Origin of the sequence: Priestia koreensis (genome assembly GCF_022646885.1) — a bacterium.
Taxonomy (GTDB): domain Bacteria; phylum Bacillota; class Bacilli; order Bacillales; family Bacillaceae_H; genus Bacillus_AG; species Bacillus_AG koreensis_A.
The window spans coordinates 721861-742094 of record NZ_CP061868.1 but is presented as its reverse complement, the minus strand read 5'-3'; the positions used below and the strand labels follow the sequence as shown (position 1 = coordinate 742094).

Here is a 20234-nt window from a genome sequence, read left to right as displayed (position 1 = left end):
CAAAGGGACTTAACAGACAGCTTGTAAAAAGTATGTTACATTTAATGTAAGTATATTTTGAATTAGATATCTCGTTGAAAAGGAGTCTTTATGAGCAACCAACATTTAATTGTCCTTGATTTAGATGGAACACTATTAACCGATGATAAACACATTTCTCCTTACACAAAAACCGTTCTCAACAAAGCAATGGAGCAGGGTCATTTAGTTATGATTGCAACTGGACGTCCATATCGTGCTAGTTCCATGTACTATAAGGAACTAAAGTTAAACACACCAATCGTGAACTTTAACGGGGCGCTTGTGCAGCACCCTCATGATCCTGAATGGGGCGTTTATCATACACCGCTTGATTTAACAACCGTTCATGCGATTGTAGAAGCCATGGATGATTTCACGGTGAACAATATTTTAGCTGAAGTAATGGACGATATTTATCTTCATTATGAAGACCGAAATCTCCTAGATGTTATTAGCCTAGGGAGTCCTAAGCTTGAAACGGGTGATTTGCGAAATGTTTTGGGACAAAATCCAACATCTATGCTCATTCATGCTGATGAGGACCATGTCGCTGACATTCGTGCACATCTGTCCGAGGTTCATGCAGAAGTCATTGAGCATCGTCGCTGGGGCGCACCTTGGCATGTCATTGAAGTCGTTAAAAAAGGCTTAAGCAAAGCGGTTGGAATCGAGAGAGTCGCACAGCACTACAATATTCCTACAGAGCGTATCATTGCGTTTGGCGACGAAGACAACGACTTTGAAATGATTCGATATGCGGGTCATGGAATTGCGATGGGCAATGCCATTAATGAACTAAAAGAGATGGCAAATCATGTTACCCTTTCAAATGAAGAAGACGGTGTGGCCGTTTATTTACAGAAGGTGCTAAACCTTTAATTATTTTTCAACAACAGGTAAATTTTAAACGCGATATTTCTTCTATAAGTACAGATACTAGAATCGATACCATTACGGTGTCGATTCTTATTATGTAGGGGGAATGAACGATGGGCAGAAGTAATAAGTCGAAACGTTTTATTCAGCAAGGGAAAAATGCAGTGGCTTTACATGATGAACGCATTCCTTACCATTTAACAATGGCTGAGGCTGAAGCACTCAAAACTCCTGTGTCGCATTCCTCACTTGATGGAGGTACTATGTAATGAATAATTCATCTCTATTTGGTTTAGCGAAGAACGCTGTTCAACAAGCTTTAAAAGGTTCTAATGAACAACCAAAGCAAGAGCACCAAGCTCCTCCCGCACAACAATCTGTCGAAGCTCAGCCTCAACAAGCTGCAGCACCAGGTTCAAGAGGACAAAATGGACAGTTAGATATTTCAAACGAAATTTTATCTGCGGCTATTTCACAAGCAGATGGATTCGATAAAGAAGGTATGGCGAAGCTACAAAATTCACTAAACACTGAGCCAACCGCTTCTGCACCTACTCAGCAAGTAACAGCAGCGTCATCTGCTCCACAAGCAGCTGGTCGCGTAGACTTGTCTGAAGATTTTTCTTCTCATACACCAGGACACGTTGGTGCAACAAGCCACCAAGTAGCACCTTCTAATGATGTTGAGATAGCAGAAGAAATCATGTCATTTGCTTCTAAGCAGGCGTCACCTGAAGAACGTGAGCAGCTTCAACAGCTAGCAAGCAAAATGAACACGAAAAAGTAACAAAAAAAGCCGTGTGTCGCTTTAGACACGCGGCTTTTTTCTTAATCCTTACGAAACATTCCAAATACACCTGTTGTTTGCACGATATTTGTGAAGGCATTTGGATCTACCTCTTTTATAATACGCTCAATATCATATAGCTCGTACCGAGTAATCACAATAATCATCATTTCTTTTTCTTCATTCGTAAATCCGCCTTTAGCGGGTACAGTCGTGATGCCCCGTACAAGCTTAGCATGAATCGCCTTTTTTAAATCTTCGCCTTTTTTGGTTACAATCATTACGGTTAATTTCACGTGACGCGTATGAATCGTATCAATCACTCGTGTACATACATATAAGGTAACAAGCGTGTACAGTGCCTTTTCCCATCCGTAAAGAAGTCCAGCGCTGACGATGATAATGGCATTTAAAAGAAAAAAATACGTTCCTACTGGCTTGTCTTTCATTCGAGACAGCACCATAGCTACAATGTCCAAGCCACCTGTAGATGCCCCCCACTTTAGCGTAATCCCTACACCTACCGCTGCAATCACTCCACCAAATACGGCGTTTAATAAAATGTCATGAGAAAGCTCAACAACGGGTATAAGAGATAGAAACAAGGAAGTAGCGATAACGCTCAAAAAGCTATATAATGTGAATGATTTCCCGACCTTTTTCCATCCGAGGATGGTAACGGGAATATTGAGAAGGAATAGAAGAAAACCCGTCGAAAGATGTAAGGGGGTATAATCATTTAAAATGCTTGAGACAAGCTGCGAGACCCCTGTAAACCCACTCGCGTAGACGTTGGCTGGAATTAAGAACAGGTTTAATGAGAGCGCATTAAACAAAGCCCCTATCAGCACGACAACTAACTTTTTCAGTTCCACCATCACCATGAAGATCTCCTCCTGTTAAACAACTCATGTGCACAATATGGTATAATGCATACGCTTGAAAGGAACAATTATTATTCATATGGTTTCCTTTTTTACCAATTACAAAACGTTATGATTTTTAGGAAGGTGTCTATTTATGTCCATTACTATTATTACGGATAGCGCGAGTGACTTACCAGTTAACTATTATAAAGAAAACAACGTTACGTTGTTGCCTCTTCGTGTTCATCTCAACGATAAAGAATATTTAGATCAAGAAACCATTTCATCCAAAGATGTATACGCTGAAATTCGTAAAGGTGCTATGCCAAAAACATCTCAAGCCTCCCCTGCTGCTTTAATGGAGTTATTTGAACAGGTGGCACAAAAAAACGAGCCGTGCTTGTATATTGCATTTTCATCTCAGCTCTCAGGAACATATCAAACAGCGATGATGGTACGTGAGGAAATTCTAGAGAAGTATCCTGATTTTGAATTTGAAATCATCGATTCAAAATGTGCTTCCCTTGGTCAAGGTCTAGCGGTTCATCATGCCGTTGAGTTCCTAAAGACAAACCCTTCATTTACGGACTTTGTGGCAAAGGTAAAAGAATACTGCATTCATATGGAGCATATTTTTACTGTTGATGACCTTGATTTTCTTGCTCAAGGTGGACGTGTCAGCAAAGCCTCTGCTTTTGTAGGAGGGTTATTAAACATCAAGCCACTTTTACATGTTGAAGACGGCAAGCTGATCCCACTAGAAAAGTTACGCGGTCGTAAAAAGGTATTACGCCGTATGGTTGATTTAATGAAAGAGCGCGGAGAGGATTTGGCACATCAAACGATTGCGATTAGTCATGGTGATGATGAGGCAACCGCTTTTGCATTAAGAGACATGATCAAAGAAGAGTTTGGATGTAAATCATTCTTAATTAGCATGATCGGCTCTGCTGTTGGATCACATTCAGGGCCCGGAACCATCGCGCTATTTTTCTTAAACAAAAAGCTGTAACACATAACCATTACACATTTGGAAAACCTATTAGTGACCGAACTTATAAAGGAGTGTCACAACATGGGTAAATTCCGTACGAGTGATAATGATAAAAAAGCTCACGACAACAACGCAGAGCATGAGTTAAAAAATCAGCTTACTGAAGAAAATCGTCAAAAAGGAAAAAATCAATTTTCCAAAAAGACGGATCATCTATAAGAAAAAGAGGCCTTCGCTCATCGCGAAGACCTCTTTTCTTTATTTCCCTTTAAAATATGTCCAACCTTCTTCTTGATACACCTTGTCCTCTTTCATCAATTGACCAAGAGCACGTTTGAACGCTGCTTTACTCATATTAAAACGCTCACGGATATCTTCTGGATAGCTTTTATCCCAAAATGGCATCGCACCACCGCGGCTCTCCATATAATCGTAAAGTTGTTCTGCGTCTCCACCCATGCTTTCTTGCTTACGTCCGAGTAACGATAAGTTAAGCGTCCCATCGTCTTTTACATTAATAACACGAGCTTTGACACGTTCACCTAAGCGAGGCTCTTCTTTACGTTCTGATTCATGAACAAAGCCAACGTATCCCTCATCTGTTACGATGTATGTGCCGACTTTTAATAAGCGATATACGATTCCTTCTAAATCACGGTTAAACAACTCGCGAGGTGCTGGCGTCATACGGTCTTTCATAATGTCGTCAGTCGCCAAACGTCCGTACATCATACCTCTATGTGTGATGCGCATGGAGCAATATAAGCGGTCTCCTACTTGTGGCCATGAGTCTTCGTAAAGCGGTAGGTCACTTGCCGCAATCAACAAGTCTTTGTTCGTTCCGATGTTTACGAATGCTCCCATACGACGTTTTACGTCAACTACTTCTAACCATTCGTACGTACCTTCTTGAATTTTTGGCATCGCCATCGTAGCTGTTAAGCGACTTTTTTGATCTATATAAAGAAATACATCTACTTCTTCATCTTCTGCTAGCTCACGTGTTGCTTCGTTACGGTGAAGAAACACTTCTTCTGCTGCTTCGTTCGTTAATATATATCCAAGCGGAGTTGTGCGGTATACCGACAGTGTCACAATCTCTCCAGGTCTTAATTCATTCATCATGTATTTTTTAATTCCTTCCTTTTTTGAACAGTCATATGTTGTATTGTATCAATTCGCTGACTTCCCTTCAATAGGCATGAAGGTGTTCTTCCATAGAGTTTTTGTCTATAATAGTGGTATCAAATTCATTTGATACTTAGAGAGGACTCACTTTTTTTACATAATGACCATTACAAATTTTTTTATTCCTCTCTTATTTGAAGAAAATGAAAACCATTACGGAATTGGAGGAGAATTAATGGCAAAGGACAGCTCATTTGATATTGTATCTCAGGTTGACTTATCTGAAGTCACAAACGCCATTCAAATCGCGTTAAAGGAAGTTAAAAACCGCTATGATTTTAAAGGAAGTAAAAGTGATGTTTCCCTTGAGAAGGAAGAGCTTGTACTCATTTCAGATGATGAATTTAAGCTTGAACAACTGAAAGATGTTCTCGTTTCCAAGCTCATCAAACGAAATGTTCCAACAAAGAACATTTCTTACGGAAAAGTTGAAAACGCATCTGGTGGTACGGTAAGACAGCGCGGGAAGCTTGTACAAGGTATTGACAAAGAAAACGCTAAGAAAATTAATACGCTTATCAAAAATTCAGGTCTTAAGGTGAAAACGCAAGTACAAGACGATCAAGTACGTGTCACAGGAAAAAGCCGTGATGATCTACAGCAGGTGATTAACGCTGTTAGACAGGCTGATTTATCTGTTGACGTGCAATTCATTAATTACCGCTAACGAAAAGAGGGTGCCTATTGCGCCCTCTTTTTTTATTGGGATATGCAAACGGATAAAAAAAGATGATTATTCAATACTAACTAGGGAATAAATTCTACAGATTACCAATTATTGAAGGAGGAATTTTTTCATGAGTGAACAAAAACAAACATTCCCTGCACAACATCAGGACCGCCAACCAGGTCTAGAATCTGATATGAATCCGAAACCAATTGCCATTAGCGAGGCTTACAAGAGCGGAAATAAGCTAGCGGGCAAAACAGCCATCGTCACGGGGGGAGACAGTGGAATTGGTCGCGCTGTTGCCTATCATTATGCGAAAGAAGGCGCCGACGTCGCAATCGTTTACTTAAATGAAAGCAGTGATGCTGAAGAAACAAAGCAGTTCGTGGAGCAAAATGGTCAAAAATGCTTACTTCTCGCTGGGGACATTGGTGACGAACAATTTTGTCAAGACGTGGTGAAACAAACGCTTGAAGCATTCGGAAAAATCGATATTTTAGTAAATAATGCTGGTGAACAGCATCCGCAGAACAGTATTTTAGATATTACCGCTGAACAATTGGAAAAAACATTTCGCACGAACATTTTTTCCATGTTTCATTTAACGAAAGCCGTTCTTCCACATCTACCATCCGGAGGGTCCATTATTAATTCCTCCTCCATTACCGCTTATCAAGGTCATGCAACATTAATTGACTATTCATCTACAAAAGGCGCAATTACCACCTTTACACGTTCGCTTTCACAATCGAAAGACGTTATTGACAAAGGAATTCGTGTTAACGCAGTAGCTCCTGGTCCTATTTGGACACCGCTTATTCCTTCTACGTTTTCTAGCGATCAAGTGGAAACATTCGGAGCTGATACACCGATGAAGCGTGCTGGACAGCCTCACGAATTGGCACCGAGCTATGTCTTTTTAGCAAGTGATGACTCTTCTTATATTGCTGGACAAGTTATTCACGTCAACGGTGGAAAAATTGTGAACGGCTGACCATATAAAAAACGCGTCTCTTTACAAGACGCGTTTTTTATATGATTCAACGTATTACGCATTCACAAGATTTTTGCATGAATTGCGCTCAATGATCTGATAAGGAACCTTAATGTTTTTCACCATATCATAAGGGCTTTCAATTTGTTCAATCAGGCAGCGAATGGCCTGATAGCCAAGATCATGAATATTAATGTCTACCGATGTTAAAGACGGTCTCGACATTTCGGCAAGCAACACGTTATTAAAGCTGACAATGGAAATATCGTTTGGAACCGATATCCCCATTTCGTCTAGCGTATTTAATACGCCGAGCGCCATCAAATCATCTGCCACGACTAAAGCAGTCGGTGGCTCACCAAGCGACATTAACTCATGAACCGCTTCCTTACCACCTTGCTGCAGAAATTCTTCATGAATAATATAATCATCGCGGTATTCTAGTCCTGCAGAGCGAATGGCTTTGTCATATCCTGTTAAGCGATCAATTGTTACAACAAGCTCTAAGTCCCCACCGATAAAAGCAATATTTTGATGTCCTTTTCCAATGAGATACTCCGTTACCTCTCGCCCCGCACGAAAGTTATCGTTGTCAACATATGTAATGGAATCATTGTCTTTAAACGGTTTTCCTATTACGACGAACGGAAAATTTTGTTCTTTCAAATAACACAGAATGTTATCTTCTACTTTGGAATACAGCAAAATAATGCCATCGACTCGTCGACCTTGCACCATTTGAACGACTTCTTGAAAGATCTCGCTCTCCGTTTCACCAGTAGACATGTAAAGGGCCTGCTTTGCTTCATGAGCCCCTACGCTGATCCCGCGCAATACCTCTGGGAAAAATGGATTTTGCAGTACTTTATTTCCCGAGCTTGGCATCACAAGACCGATCGCCTGAGCGGATTTATTTGCTAAGCTTCTTGCAATAATGTTTGGATGATAACCGAGCTCCTCCATTGCTGCTCGGACACGTTTTTTCGTTTTTTCACTAATACGTGAGCTATTCGCGATAACACGTGAAACTGTTGAAGGCGCCACGTTCGCACGAAGTGCTACATCTTTAATTGTTACAGCCAAAGAGAATTCCCCCTCTCTCCTTTTCATTGAATGAAAATAGAATGAATTTATTTTTCTAGTTCATTTGTCTATTATGCCTTCCTTCTACGTTTACGTGCAAAATATAAGAAAGCGATAAACGCAACATACACAGCTACAATCGCAGCGATATACGGAATATTTAATCCTGATTTGTCTGCTACTACATAAATATTAGCCGTTTCTCGATTTACAGACATTTTATATACATCACCATCTGGTCGAACAAAATCCGATTCTAAAAGGCCTCGTAGTTCTTTCTTTTGACCAAAGTCTTCTTTTAAATCAACCACCTGATTTTTTGACGTATTGTTAATGGCCACAAGCGTCGTTTCGTTTTTATACGTTCGTTTGTAAATCGCCATTCCGTTCTCTTCGTAAATGGAATCAAACGTTCCTCTTCTTAAAGACGGATGCTTTCGACGGAGCTCTGCGAGTTTCCCTACATACTCTCCTAATTCCTTGTCCGATTGAAAATTCATTAATCGTCGATTATCAGGATCTTTTCCACCATCTAACGTAATCTCAGTTCCATAGTATACAATTGGAATACCTGGCGCCCCGTATAAGTACGTTAATCCCAATTTCGTACGCGTAACAGGATACTGCTTATGCCGCAATGCTTGTCTCGTAAAGCGCTCTGTATCATGATTATCAAGAAACGTTCCGAGTAAATACGGATGAGGATACGCGACTTTGTTTCGCTTCCACGATGCAATTAAGTTTTCCTGTGATTCATCTACGTTTGAAAAGATGTTTGTAAGCTGATCGTATAGAGGAAAATCAACCATCGCATCAATTCCTATTTTTTGATATTCTGCCAGATAACGAGGATCGCTGTTCCAAACTTCTCCTAATAAGAAAAAATCTTTTTTTGTTTTCTTCATTTCCTGTGAGAATTCAGTCCAAAATTCTTTCGGTACGTGACGAACCGTATCCAAACGATAACCATCAATATCCGTTTCTTTAATCCACCATTTGCCCGCATCAATTAAATACTTCTTTACGTCTGGATTTTCTTGATTTAAATCTGGAAGACCGTATAGCCATCCGTTTTCAATCTCATCCTGACTGTTCCAGTTCACAATGTCTTTCTTTTCATGAAACCAATCTTTCTTTGCTGAGTCTTTTAGCCATGGATGCTGATAACCGGTGTGATTAGCTACGAAGTCCAAAACAACCTTCATATCGCGCTTATGAGCTTCTTTGACTAGCTTTTTAAAGTCTTGTATCGTACCAAAGTGCTCGTCCACCTTATAAAAATCTTGGATCCAGTAGCCGTGGTATCCCTTCTGTTCATTATCAAAAATAGGCGTCAGCCAAATCGATGTAAACCCCATATCTTTAATGTAATCAAGCTTCTCAATGATTCCTTGAATATCCCCACCATGATAAGCCTTCGGGTCATCAGGGTTTGCATCACCATCATTTTTTACATCCCCGTTATTAAAGCGATCGACCATAATAAAATACATCATTTCGTCCTGCCATTTTCGATCAGTCGCAGCGTTTGCCTTGGCAGGAATACTCATTCCTAGTAATAGTAATATGATTACAACAATACCCCATTTTTGCTTTTGCACTTCTGTGTGTTCTCCCCTTTATGTCGTTTTAGACACGATCATCCATCCTTACATACGCTCGTTATGTAAATGCTTCCATTTACTATTTTAGCAGAATCTTCTTGGACAATATATATAAATCCCACCGAGTTGAATCACAGAATTATTGTAGGTGAAACTTTTTCAACGGAGTCCTCAATTCCCCCATAAAATACACTTGCCCAATAAACAAAGGCGCTTGCACAACAAAGGAACGATTAGCCCCGATTAAACAAGCGCCGGTAAATATTCGGAGACATGCCTTCCTGCTTCTTAAAGAGTCTAGGAAAATACGTATAATCTTGAATGCCAACGCTTACCGCAATATCCTTTAGCTTCATGTTTGTGGTGACTAACAGGGTTTTGGCCTGTGCAATTCGATATTGCTGTATGTATTCAACGGGCGTGATCCCAATCGTTTTTTTCATACTTCTCGTAATATAGTCCGCATGATAGTGTAGCTGTTTAGACATAGTGGTCATCGTGACTGTATGCTGATAGTGCTGCTGAATATACGTAATGACTTGTTCCGTTACTTTTGCCGCAGCTGATGGAATTGCAAAAGCTTCTTTTTGAAGCATAATTAAAATCTCTTCAAAGACAACTTGTTGCTTTAGGCGACTCTCTAAAACGTCATGCTCATTTAAATGGATAAGCTCTTCTAAAGCTCCTTCTATGCGCTGACGATGTTCAATTTTTCCGTATTGGGGAAGCTGAAGGTGAAATTGTGACGGCTCTGTATGGGTACCCTCTTGGTACAACAAATCGCTCCATTGAATACGTTTAGCCGGTATATACTGATGGGGCTGGTGCATTAAAAAGTGAAACCAAACCATATCCGTATCCTCTGTACAATTTTTGTAGCCACCGTGCTCTCTTCCTGGTACTAATATGAGATATTGCCCTGCGGTTACCTCATACTCCTCCTGCTCTTCTTTCAAAAATAGACAGCCTTTTCGCACATAAATGCAGTCAAACACCTCAAATGTCCGCGTAAAATGCTTGCTTCCTTTTAAAAACGTATACTGACCGCCCGTAATAAAGATCGGGAACGGTGGGACACGAACGCTAATTGTATCTATGCTAGTCACCCTCTTTAGGTCGGAATATTCCAACCCTAATCGTTTTTATCTCTTTTTATTATAACGAAAACCTTTTAATATAATACTAGTTTTTAAGTCGTTTTTTGCAAAAGGGGATGGACACACGATGAAGGAAAAAGCTAAAAAACTTACTCTTTTTACACTCACATGGCCTATTTTCATTGAAATATTTTTATACATGCTGATGGGTAATCTTGATACGCTTATGCTTAGTCAATACTCGGATGATTCAGTCGCTGCCGTTGGCGTAGCCAATCAAATGTTGAACATTATGATTGTTATGTTCGGTTTTGTTGCAACAGGCTGTTCGATCTTAGTCGCCCAGCAGCTAGGAGCGAAAAATGACCGAACCGCTGCAGAAGTTGCGGTCATTTCAATTGTGGCAAACTTTATATTTGGCTTGATGCTAAGCGGTATCTTCGTTTTTGCAAGCACACCTCTACTCAAGCTCATGGACTTACCTCCGCATTTGTTATCAGAGGGAAAGAGCTATCTCATCATTGTTGGCGGATTTTCTTTTATTCAATCGGTCATCATGACGCTCGGAGCGATTCTTCGAAGCTATGGCTTTACAAAAGATACGATGCTCGTTACGGTCGGAACAAATATTTTGCACGCAATTGGTAACTATTTCGTCATTTTCGGGCCCTTTGGCTTTCCGGTTTTAGGTGTAGAGGGTGTAGCTTTCTCCACGACCATTAGCCGTCTAATTGGATTAATCGTACTGTTTTATCTACTCAAAAAGCGTATTAAAGAGACGCTACCATTCAAGACATTTTATAAAATTCCAAAGGTTCACCTAAAAAATCTTCTGCGAATTGGGATTCCATCAGCGGGAGAAAATTTATCTTACAATGCTTCACAAATCGTGATTACCTACTTCGTCACGATGATTGGAACAGAGGCGCTTACAACAAAGGTTTATACACAAAATATCATGATGTTTATCTATTTGTTTAGCGTTGCGATCAGCGAGGGTACTCAAATTCTCATTGGTCATCTAATTGGAGCACGAAAATATACCGAGGCTTATGAACGATGTATGCGCACTTTTAAAATCGCCATTACAGCCTCTACGTGTATGGCGATTGCCTTTTCTTTCTTTGCGGAGCCGTTATTACACATCTTTACGACGAATCCGCATGTAATTGAAACCGGAAAAATTTTAATCTTACTTACCGTTGTGCTGGAGCCAGGTCGTGCGTTTAACCTTGTCATTATCGGAGCCCTTCGCTCTGCAGGAGATGTTAAGTTCCCTGTCTATATGGGCATCCTGTCGATGTGGGGAATTAGCGTCACGGCTGCTTACTTCTTTGGCATTGTGTTAGGATTTGGTCTTCCTGGCATCTGGATTGCCTTTGCTCTTGATGAATGGTTTAGAGGTATTTTTATGCTGTTTCGCTGGCGCTCCCGCATTTGGGAGCAAAAGGCGTTTGTTATTCATCCCGTAGGATAATAGAAGGGTGCTGATGAGTAAATGATCAGCACCCTTTTTTTGTTTGATATAAGAGAAGAGCGAGAACTGCGTGTAAAAACGAAACTTTTTCCATTTTTTTACGTATGTATAAGGAGAACGTATTTGAAGGAGGGTACGGCTATGGCAGAAATCATTCTTTTTATCGTCTTATTAATTCCTGTTTATCTAATGCTTCTTTGGACTTATTTTTATCCTGAAGAAAGTATATTATTTGGTGAGAAGTGGCGATATAAGGGTGATCTTGAACCGTCAGAAGTTGCCGTTCGCTATACAAAGTTTGTTTCACTTCTCTCGTTAATTGGCATTCCATTGTTTGTAATTATGTTTTTGTTTGAGCTCTATTTTCTGCTGGTGGCGGTCATTGCCCTTATTGTCATATATGTCCTGGGGACAATGAAGATTTTTACGGATGATTAATGAACCTGTTGCTACTTATCATTTTATAAACCAATCTTTTTACTTTTAAAATTAAAAAGCCCGTCATCTGCTTCAGATGACGGGCTTTTTCGTTATGGCTGAATTTGAACAGCTGCTATCTTTCCACCGCGCGTACCGACGACAAGCGTCTGGTTATAGATTGCGGGTGAGCCTTCAATATTTGCGCCTAACGCTACTTTTGATAAAATTTTGCCTGTTGCCGCTGACAGCAGGTAGACATTTCCTTTAGAGTCACCTTGAACGATAAAGGCATTTCCTTCTTTGTCATAAACAGCCGCAGGTGATGACCATGAATAAGCAGGCATATTCCAGCGCCATACTTCTTTTCCTGTTTTTTTATCGAGCGCTACCATTGCGCCTGACTGAATGTTGTTCGTTCGAGCAACCGTGTAAATCACAAGATGCTTGATTTTTTCCTTGCCGTTAATCGGTGTAGCTAATACGCCACCGTTTACCGTTCGTTTTCCTTTAATCGACATTGCGGGATACTTCGTTGCCCATACGGTCTGGCCTGTTACAGCATTAATCTTTTTAACCGTGCTCGTCCCTTTTTTGCCTTGCTTATCAACTTCATTTCCCGTATAAAGAAATGGTTGATTTCCCTCCACGTCTACAACAAGTGTAGAATTCGTCGCATCTGTTCTTGGCGTCGCCCAAACTGGCTGATGGTTAAGTAGATTAAGAGCTTGGATGCTACCGCCATTATCAGCGAAAAACGTAAGGTTTTTATAGGACGCTACAGAATTTCCAATACCGAAATACCAGTTGCCTTTTACTTTATAATAGTACTTCACCATCTGAGGTCGAATCGATATTGTCTTATTCGTTGGTGAAAATAACGTATTAAGCTTCACCTCGTAAAACAATCCATTTTCTCCCCCAACAAACATCGTATCTGTTTGACGGTTAATTAACGGTGATCCATCAAATGCTCCCCATTGTCGCGCAGCTAAACGATCGATTCCTTTAATAAAGGATAACTGCTTTCCATCAATTAAACTAAACACGTGAAGACCCATGCTTCCTTTTCCTGACTTTTCAAGGCCGTCTCCCACGTATAAAAGCGGATAACCTCGAGGATCAATTGACACCGAACTTCGAATTGGATTGTCTAACTGAATACTTGGCCGTGATGGACGTCCAGACTTCAAATCAAAAAAGTAAATGTGTCCGTCAAGCGATGCGTAGATCACTTCCACGAAATTAGCATCGTTTTTAAAGGTCGATTTTACATTCATCGTTTGAAGCACCTTTGAATCCCATTTTACAATGGCCGGCTGGCCTGTCCAGCCGATGCCGCCTCCCCATTTGTTGCTAGTAGAGGACTCCCAAATGGTTTTCAGGTGGGTAGCCCCCATTGGTACAGAACCGTAGGACGGCTCGTCACGAAGATGATTTCCTCGAAACGTAAGAATACCTGGAACCTCAGCATATTGTTCAGGGAAAGTTTGCTGGTCGTTATGTAGCACGTTTCCTTGCCATTTATATGCTAAGTGGGGTATTGCTTTGTGATCAATTGAAATGATGGAAGAGTCCGTTCGGCGTTGAACGAATTGAGAAGTGATGACTTTATTTTGTAGCTGAACACGTATTCCTGTATGGTTGGTCGTCTTTATTTCAGGCTTGGGGTTTATAACCTCTGTCGCAACCTGACCCGGCGTCATATTCAACACCTTATAACAACCAATAACAACTAAAGCAGCGAGCAATAACAGAGGAAAAAAATATTTTAGCCTTTTCATCAGCATATCCCTCTCATCACTTATTTGGCGATTTTCATACCAATTCTAAAATTATAACGCGCTCCAAAAAGGAAGAAAAGTAGCAGATATTTCTAAGTGGGTGATTGTCATCACACAGACGATAACAATGTCTCGATGTACATACTATCATATCACGTATGGCTATTATTATAGCATTTTTTATATAAGAAAAAGGCGTAAAAAATACGCCTCTTAAAATAGCTTATTGCTTGATAAGCTCGCTGCATAAAAAATACGCTTATAACAACGCAAGGATCTTTTGCTTTTCTTCTTTGGTCACAAAATTCTTTTGACCAAATACTTGATACTGTTGTTCTCGAACAGCTTTTAAAATCGCACGGTATAAGAATGTGGCTCCCTTTAAGGGAATTCGAGAAGACATCGGATATAGATGCAGAGAACTTAATCCTTGCTCATATAAAAGCTCTGCTTCTGCCGCCATGAACTCCCAGACGCTAATAAACGCCGTATTAACTTCATGATTACGAAGCATTTCTTCTGTGTAGCCGAAGCGACTCATTACTTCACTCGGAATGTAGATGCGACTTCGCTCTAAATCTTCCCCGATATCACGTAAAATGTTCGTAATTTGCATTGCAATTCCGAGCGCGATTCCATCCTCTCGTAATAGACGGTGATTTTTAGGAGCTAAAATCGGAAGCAACATTAGCCCTACTGTACTCGCCACATGATAAGAATAATGTTTGACTTCTTCAACGGTTTCATAACTCGTTTTGATTAAATCCATTTTTTGACCCACTATCATTTCGTCAAACGGTTGCACATCCATATCAAAGTGATCGAACACATCCTGTAACGCTACCCACATATCATCATGGAGTAATTTCCCTTGTTTAAAAAGAGAAAATTCCTGTTCAAAAGCCTGTAACTCTTGTAAAGGCGCATTCCCTTCATCAACAATATCATCTACTCGACGGCAAAAAGCATAAACCGCCCAGACAGCATTTCGTTGCTTTTTCGGTAACAAAGAAAAAGCTTTATAAAACGTTTTCGAGTGGTGTGCAATAATTTTTTCACACTGTTGGTATGCTTTCTCTATGGACTTCATGAATGGTGCCTCCCTTCATAATTGCATGCTTTTCTCGCGCTATATAATCTGCTAAAAGCTTTGCCCCCTGCATGACAATAGGTATACCTCCTCCAGGATGTACAGAAGCTCCTACCGCAAATACATTGTCATATGAATAAGGCTTTACTTGAGGTCTGAATACACCCGATTGACGTAGCTCAGGTGCGATTCCAAAACTTCCGCCCTGATACAAACCAAAACGCTCCGCTTCGTTAGGAGTTCGAATCTCCATCCAATCTGTCGCTTCTTTTATACCAGGAAACGCTCGCTCCTCAATCTCTTGAAGCATCTTTTCCTTAAACGCTTCTTGCTTGCTCCAATCAATATGAGTCCCAGATGGAACAGGTACCAGCACATATAGAACACTTTTTCCTTCTGGTGCCAATGTTGGATCAATCTTCGAGGGATTGAATGCATAGAAGGACGGCGCATCTGGTATTTCCTTTGACTTAAACACTTGTTTCATATGGTGATGAAAGTCAGGGCTCATAAAAAACTGGTGAATATTACCTTGATCGTACCGTCTATTTAAACCAAAGTAAAATAATACACATCCAGAAGACGGAATATATGATTTTTCCTGCTTTTCAGTAATGCTTGCTGTTTTAGGGAAATCCCCGTTTAATATAACCGAATGAAACATACGCTTTTTGCCATTTGCTACAATTCCTTGTGCTCGATTTCCGTGTAACATCAATTTGTCTACTTTATGATTGAGGTGGATCGGAACATTTCGTCTTCTAAGCTCTCGTTCTAGCACCTCTACTAAGCTCGCATATCCTCCCTTAAGATAGTAAATGCCGTGCTCATGCTCACTGTAAGGAATTAATGAATACATGGCAGGTGAAGAATACGGGTTTCCTCCCACATAAAGGGTCTGAAGTGAATACGCCTCTTGCAACTTTGAGTCACTGAAATGACTTGCGGTCATACTATGAACGGTTTGATACGCTTTTAGCTTCCACAGATTCTTAAGGTTTTCAAGCGTCCAAAAATCTCGCTTATTAATGAAGTCCTTTTCTAAAAAGGCGCGCTTGCCGATAGAAAATCTGGTTTTCATATCCTCCATAAACTGCATGAAGTGTTCTTCTTCACCTGGAAATACTCGTTTTATTTCTTCTAACTGTCGCGACAGGCTTGCATATTTCGTATAAACAGTGCCATCAGGATAGTTAAGACTATACAAAGGATCACATTTAACAAGTTCGTACTGATCAGATGAAATTCCTGCTTCTTCTAAAATACTCGTGAGCATTTCTGGTAGTAGCACAATCGTTGGTCCTTCGTCAATGCGATAGCCGTTGCGCTCAACGAACGCTAGTCTACCTCCTAGACGTGACTCTTTCTCAAAGATCTCCACCTTTATTCCTTGTTTGGTTAAAAGAAGTGCCGTAATAAGTCCACCTACCCCGCCACCAACGACCGCTGCCTTCATAGCGCTTCCTCCCATTCCTTTTGGTGTGGAAGATGAGCAACACGTCCATCACGCTCTGCGATCGCATTCACAGAAATGCGAGCTGATTCTAAAATGGTAGGAAGACCGCTTCCTGGATGAGTTCCTCCACCGACCAACCAGCAGTTTTTAAGCTCATCAAATTCATTATGTGGACGCAGAACCATCATCTGTGTGAGCTGATGCCCTAAATTGAACGTAGCACCTTTGTAGACGTAAATATCCTCTTCCCAATTTTTAGGTGAAATGATTTTCTCTACCTCAATATGTTTTTCTAAATCTTTAAATCCTGTTTTTTCTTGAACAATTTGTAGTACTTTATCTCGGAATTGCTTCTTGTATCGATCCCAATCAATTTCGCTCATATTATTTGGTACAGGAGCTAAAATATAAAGTGCTGACTTCCCTTCTGGTGCAAGCGTTGGATCCGTTACGCTTGCGTTTTGAACATAAATAGATGGTTCATCGGAAATGACCAGATCTTTGGTAATTTCACGAACGTTCAATTTATAGTCTTCTGGAAAAATAATGGTGTGATGTGGCATGTCGTATTTCTTATCCACACCTAAATAAATCATGAACGTCGAGCAAGAATAGCGTTTTTTCGCCAGTTTCTTTTTCGCATATTTCTTTAATACGCCTTCATCAACTAGGTGACTCATTACATAACTAAAGTCTCCGTTGACGACAACATCGTCCGCCTGAACAGTTTCGCCGTTTTCTAACACGACTCCCTTCACCGTTTTTCCATCGAGCAGTAGTCTTTTCACTCCAGCATTAAGGTGAATACGTCCACCGTGTTCTTCTACAACTCTCGCCATCGCTTGAGAAAGTTGGTTAACACCGCCTATCGGATGAAAGATTCCGTACGCGTGCTCCATATAAGATAAAATGGAGAATGCTCCCGGACATTCCCAAGGCGACATTCCTAAATACTTCGCTTGAAACGTAAACGCCAAACGCAGCTGATCAGCCGAAAAGTAACTAGCGAGTACGTCATACAAGCTCTTTCCAAGTGATAATTGTGGCAGTGCTTTGATCACATCCGGTCTCAAATAATGAGAGAATCGATCCATTTTGCTTTGAAGAAGAGGGGTAAGAGCATCCATTTTGACTGCCGTGTCCTTCATGAAACGCTTATAGCCTTCACCATCTCCAGGAAAATGGCGCTCAATTTCCTCCTTCATTCTCTCTTCGTCGTCACTCATCGAAACGGTCCGTTCGTTAAATACTAAGTCATACATATGTGAAAGGCGTCTTAGATCCAGATAGTCATGTACATTCCGACCTGCTGCCTGGAAAATTTCCTCCATGATCTGTGGCATGCTTAAAAAGGTCGGCCCCATATCAAATGTATAACCATCTAAATGTATTGCAGAATTGCGTCCACCAACGTAGCTTTGCTTTTCAAACACATCCACTTCATAGCCTTTACTTGCTAGCATCATGGCTGCCGCAAGACCACCAGGACCTGAACCAATTACAGCAATCTTTTTTGACATGAATGTTCCTCCTAAAATAGTTAAACAATAGTTATACAAACATTATACAAACTTTTAATATGAAACTCAATTTTAAAATGTTTTTTTGTTTTTAACGGGTTATTACTATATCGTATGTTCCTATAAAAGCTTGTATTTCTCTTTTTCAATCTGCTCTCACTCACCCTACCTTGTCCATTTTTCATCCATTCCATTTTAGTAACGATGAAAATCAACTTGTTGGATAACACTTTATGTATAAAAAATAAGAATGGCTTGAAAAGGAATAGAAACATTTCTTTTCAAGCCTTTGACTTTACCATGTACCCTTTATTTACCATCGTCAAACACTAAAATTCTTATTCGACGACGTTAATGTTATATTCCTTAAACCATACGTGGATTTGCCCAAGATGTGCTACTAGCTGTGGTCCCGTCATAAGCTGACCAAACCACGGCACCTTAAAGTCCTCTCCGCCTGATTCAATAATATTCGTTAATTTTTGTCGATCGAAAAACTCATACAGAGGTGATGAACCATCGCTCGTCAAATCTTTTAGCCAGTTCTTAACTGCGTTCGTGTAGTGAGGATTGTGCGTTTTTGGATATGGACTCTTCTTACGATATAAGACGTCGTGAGGAAGAATGCCCTCAAGTGCTTTTCGTAAAATTCCTTTTTCTTTATTCCCCACCATCTTCATATCCCACGGCACGTTCCACATGTATTCCACAAGGCGATGATCAGCAAACGGTACACGCACCTCTAGGCTCGCTCCCATGCTCATGCGGTCTTTTCGTTCAAGAAGCGTTGTCATAAACCAAAGCTGGTTTAAATAAAACAGCTTTCTTCGTTGCGCTTCTTCTTCTGTTTCTCCGTCTAAAAGTGGCGTTTCTTTTACCGTCTTTTCATAGCTAGCTCGAACGTATTCTTCTAATTGAAGCTTTTTACGCCATCCGTCCTGCAGAAGATCAACCCTTGCTTCTACAGATCTCATCCAAGGAAACGTATCGGACGCAAGGTCATGTTTTCGATGAAACCATGGATATCCACCAAATATTTCATCCGCACATTCCCCTGACAGACCGACGACAAAGTCCTGCTTAATTTTTCGGCAAAACCATAAAAGAGAAGAATCAACGTCTGCCATACCTGGCACATCACGAACAAGCACAGCTTCTGTTAAATACTGAGCAAGATCCTCATTATTAATGACCTCGCGATGATGCTCTGTCCCAAACTGATCAGACATCATCTTAATATAAATACCGTCTGAATTCGGCTGAAATTCATTGGCTTTAAAATACTTATCATTATCCTCATAATCGATGGAATATGTGTGAAGAGCACCTTTTCCTTCGCGTTTAAACGCTTCTGCTGCAATGGCCGTTATTGCGCTTGAATCAACGCCCCCAGATAAAAAGGTACAAACAGGCACATCAGATACAAGCTGCCGCGTAACAGCATCTAACAATAAGGAACGAACCTTTTCTGTCGTATCTTCCAGATTGTCTGTATGAGGGGCACTTTTCACATTCCAGTAGCGCCAAACGTTTAATCCACCCTTCGTAAACGTTAAAGCATGACCTGGACGAAGCTCATCAATCCCTTTGAATATACCGTGACCCGGTGTGTGTGAAGGCCCTAATCCAAATACTTCTGCAAGTCCGTCAAAGCCAATTTCCGCTTTCACATCTCGATGAGCAAGAATTGCTTTTAATTCTGAACCAAACTGAAGTCCACCTGAATACGGTCGGTAAAATAATGGTTTTACACCTAAACGATCACGTGCCATAAAAAGCTTCTCTTCTTTTTCATCCCAAATGCCAAAAGCAAAAATTCCGTTGAAATGATCGACACACTCCTCTTTCCATTCGATATAAGAAGTGAGGAGAACCTCTGTGTCAGAATGCCCTTGAAATTGATATCCTCGCTTCAGCAGCTCCTTGCGAATATCTTCCGTATTGTATAATTCACCGTTGTAACAAAGCGTATAAGTATGAGAATCCTTCTGGCGTTGCATAGGCTGTTTTCCGTTTTCAGGATCAACGACTACGAGACGTTTATGACCAAATGCTGCGTGAGTAGAAGTCCAAACGTTGGTATCATCTGGTCCTCTTTTGCTTAGTGTTGCCGCCATTTTTGCTACCGTTTCTTTTTCATGCAGTAAGGGGCGATTATAATCTACCCAGCCTGTTATTCCGCACATACATACCTCATCCTTTCTTAGTAGCCTTTCATGCAATAATGACATTCTATGCCCACATCATGTACACATGAACTTGTCTGTTAAGTAAAATTAAGGAACTTTTATGTTATAAGGAAGAACGATT

19 protein-coding genes are annotated in these 20234 nt (G+C 40.6%); 9 read left to right on the top strand and 10 right to left on the bottom strand.

Features of this window, described 5'->3' with window-relative positions; translation table 11 throughout:
- The first annotated feature begins 90 nt into the window (after positions 1-90).
- From IE339_RS03675 to IE339_RS03665, 3 genes are all read left to right on the top strand, one after another.
- Positions 91-900 (top strand): Cof-type HAD-IIB family hydrolase, encoded by an 810-nt coding sequence (locus IE339_RS03675; RefSeq protein WP_242173639.1) that lies wholly within the window; start codon positions 91-93, stop codon positions 898-900.
- Between the two features lie 110 nt (positions 901-1010).
- Positions 1011-1166, top strand: coding sequence for a hypothetical protein (locus IE339_RS03670; RefSeq protein WP_169775912.1), 156 nt, complete (start codon positions 1011-1013; stop codon positions 1164-1166).
- Positions 1166-1684: a hypothetical protein gene (locus IE339_RS03665; protein WP_242173637.1), complete on the top strand. Its 519-nt coding sequence runs from the start codon at positions 1166-1168 to the stop codon at positions 1682-1684. The genes IE339_RS03670 and IE339_RS03665 overlap by 1 nt, the downstream gene beginning before the upstream one ends.
- Before the next feature lie 41 nt (positions 1685-1725).
- Here IE339_RS03665 and IE339_RS03660 read toward each other — a convergent pair whose 3' ends face one another.
- On the bottom strand, positions 1726-2568 hold the full coding sequence (locus IE339_RS03660) for a YitT family protein (protein WP_242173636.1): 843 nt from the start codon (positions 2566-2568) through the stop codon (positions 1726-1728).
- A 136-nt stretch (positions 2569-2704) separates the two neighbouring features.
- Between IE339_RS03660 and IE339_RS03655 the strand changes: the two genes are divergently transcribed.
- Together IE339_RS03655 and IE339_RS03650 are read left to right on the top strand one after the other, a co-directional pair.
- On the top strand, positions 2705-3562 hold the full coding sequence (locus IE339_RS03655; protein WP_242173633.1) for a DegV family protein: 858 nt from the start codon (positions 2705-2707) through the stop codon (positions 3560-3562).
- Positions 3563-3625: 63 nt separating this feature from the next.
- A complete protein-coding gene (locus IE339_RS03650) occupies positions 3626-3763 on the top strand; it encodes a DUF3941 domain-containing protein (protein WP_242173631.1) in 138 nt (45 codons plus the stop codon).
- Positions 3764-3802: 39 nt separating this feature from the next.
- On the opposite strand, the gene IE339_RS03645 is transcribed toward IE339_RS03650, so the two are convergent.
- Positions 3803-4666: a CvfB family protein gene (locus IE339_RS03645; RefSeq protein WP_242176100.1), complete on the bottom strand. Its 864-nt coding sequence runs from the start codon at positions 4664-4666 to the stop codon at positions 3803-3805.
- Positions 4667-4907: 241 nt separating this feature from the next.
- Between IE339_RS03645 and IE339_RS03640 the strand changes: the two genes are divergently transcribed.
- Complete coding sequence (locus IE339_RS03640; RefSeq protein ID WP_242173629.1) at positions 4908-5399, top strand: YajQ family cyclic di-GMP-binding protein; 492 nt, start codon at positions 4908-4910, stop codon at positions 5397-5399.
- A 130-nt stretch (positions 5400-5529) separates the two neighbouring features.
- Entirely contained in the window at positions 5530-6396 is an 867-nt protein-coding gene (locus IE339_RS03635) for an SDR family oxidoreductase (protein ID WP_242173627.1), read from the top strand.
- A 54-nt stretch (positions 6397-6450) separates the two neighbouring features.
- On the opposite strand, the gene IE339_RS03630 is transcribed toward IE339_RS03635, so the two are convergent.
- From IE339_RS03630 to IE339_RS03620, 3 genes are all read right to left on the bottom strand, one after another.
- The gene (locus IE339_RS03630) at positions 6451-7479 is read right to left on the bottom strand and encodes a LacI family DNA-binding transcriptional regulator (protein WP_242173625.1); all 1029 of its coding nucleotides are present in this window, start codon (positions 7477-7479) and stop codon (positions 6451-6453) included.
- A 71-nt stretch (positions 7480-7550) separates the two neighbouring features.
- Positions 7551-9029: an alpha-amylase family glycosyl hydrolase gene (locus tag IE339_RS03625; RefSeq protein WP_242176099.1), complete on the bottom strand. Its 1479-nt coding sequence runs from the start codon at positions 9027-9029 to the stop codon at positions 7551-7553.
- Between the two features lie 287 nt (positions 9030-9316).
- The gene (locus IE339_RS03620; RefSeq protein WP_242173623.1) at positions 9317-10189 is read right to left on the bottom strand and encodes a helix-turn-helix domain-containing protein; all 873 of its coding nucleotides are present in this window, start codon (positions 10187-10189) and stop codon (positions 9317-9319) included.
- A gap of 118 nt (positions 10190-10307) precedes the next feature.
- Between IE339_RS03620 and IE339_RS03615 the strand changes: the two genes are divergently transcribed.
- Both IE339_RS03615 and IE339_RS03610 read left to right on the top strand, forming a co-directional pair.
- A complete protein-coding gene (locus IE339_RS03615) occupies positions 10308-11657 on the top strand; it encodes an MATE family efflux transporter (protein WP_242173621.1) in 1350 nt (449 codons plus the stop codon).
- Positions 11658-11798: 141 nt separating this feature from the next.
- Entirely contained in the window at positions 11799-12095 is a 297-nt protein-coding gene (locus IE339_RS03610; RefSeq protein ID WP_242173619.1) for a DUF6199 family natural product biosynthesis protein, read from the top strand.
- Positions 12096-12187: 92 nt separating this feature from the next.
- Here IE339_RS03610 and IE339_RS03605 read toward each other — a convergent pair whose 3' ends face one another.
- The 5 genes from IE339_RS03605 to asnB all read right to left on the bottom strand — a co-directional run bounded on the left by IE339_RS03605 (position 12188) and on the right by asnB (position 20110).
- Complete coding sequence (locus IE339_RS03605; protein WP_242173617.1) at positions 12188-13858, bottom strand: outer membrane protein assembly factor BamB family protein; 1671 nt, start codon at positions 13856-13858, stop codon at positions 12188-12190.
- Between the two features lie 259 nt (positions 13859-14117).
- Positions 14118-14948, bottom strand: a complete 831-nt coding sequence (locus IE339_RS03600) for a phytoene/squalene synthase family protein (RefSeq protein WP_242173615.1) — start codon at positions 14946-14948, stop codon at positions 14118-14120.
- Positions 14914-16404, bottom strand: a complete 1491-nt coding sequence (locus IE339_RS03595) for a phytoene desaturase family protein (RefSeq protein WP_242173613.1) — start codon at positions 16402-16404, stop codon at positions 14914-14916. Before IE339_RS03595 ends, IE339_RS03600 begins: the two co-directional genes overlap by 35 nt.
- Positions 16401-17924 (bottom strand): phytoene desaturase family protein, encoded by a 1524-nt coding sequence (locus tag IE339_RS03590; RefSeq protein WP_242173611.1) that lies wholly within the window; start codon positions 17922-17924, stop codon positions 16401-16403. The genes IE339_RS03595 and IE339_RS03590 overlap by 4 nt, the downstream gene beginning before the upstream one ends.
- Before the next feature lie 338 nt (positions 17925-18262).
- Positions 18263-20110: an asparagine synthase (glutamine-hydrolyzing) gene (gene asnB / locus IE339_RS03585; protein ID WP_242173608.1), complete on the bottom strand. Its 1848-nt coding sequence runs from the start codon at positions 20108-20110 to the stop codon at positions 18263-18265.
- Positions 20111-20234 lie beyond the last annotated feature (124 nt).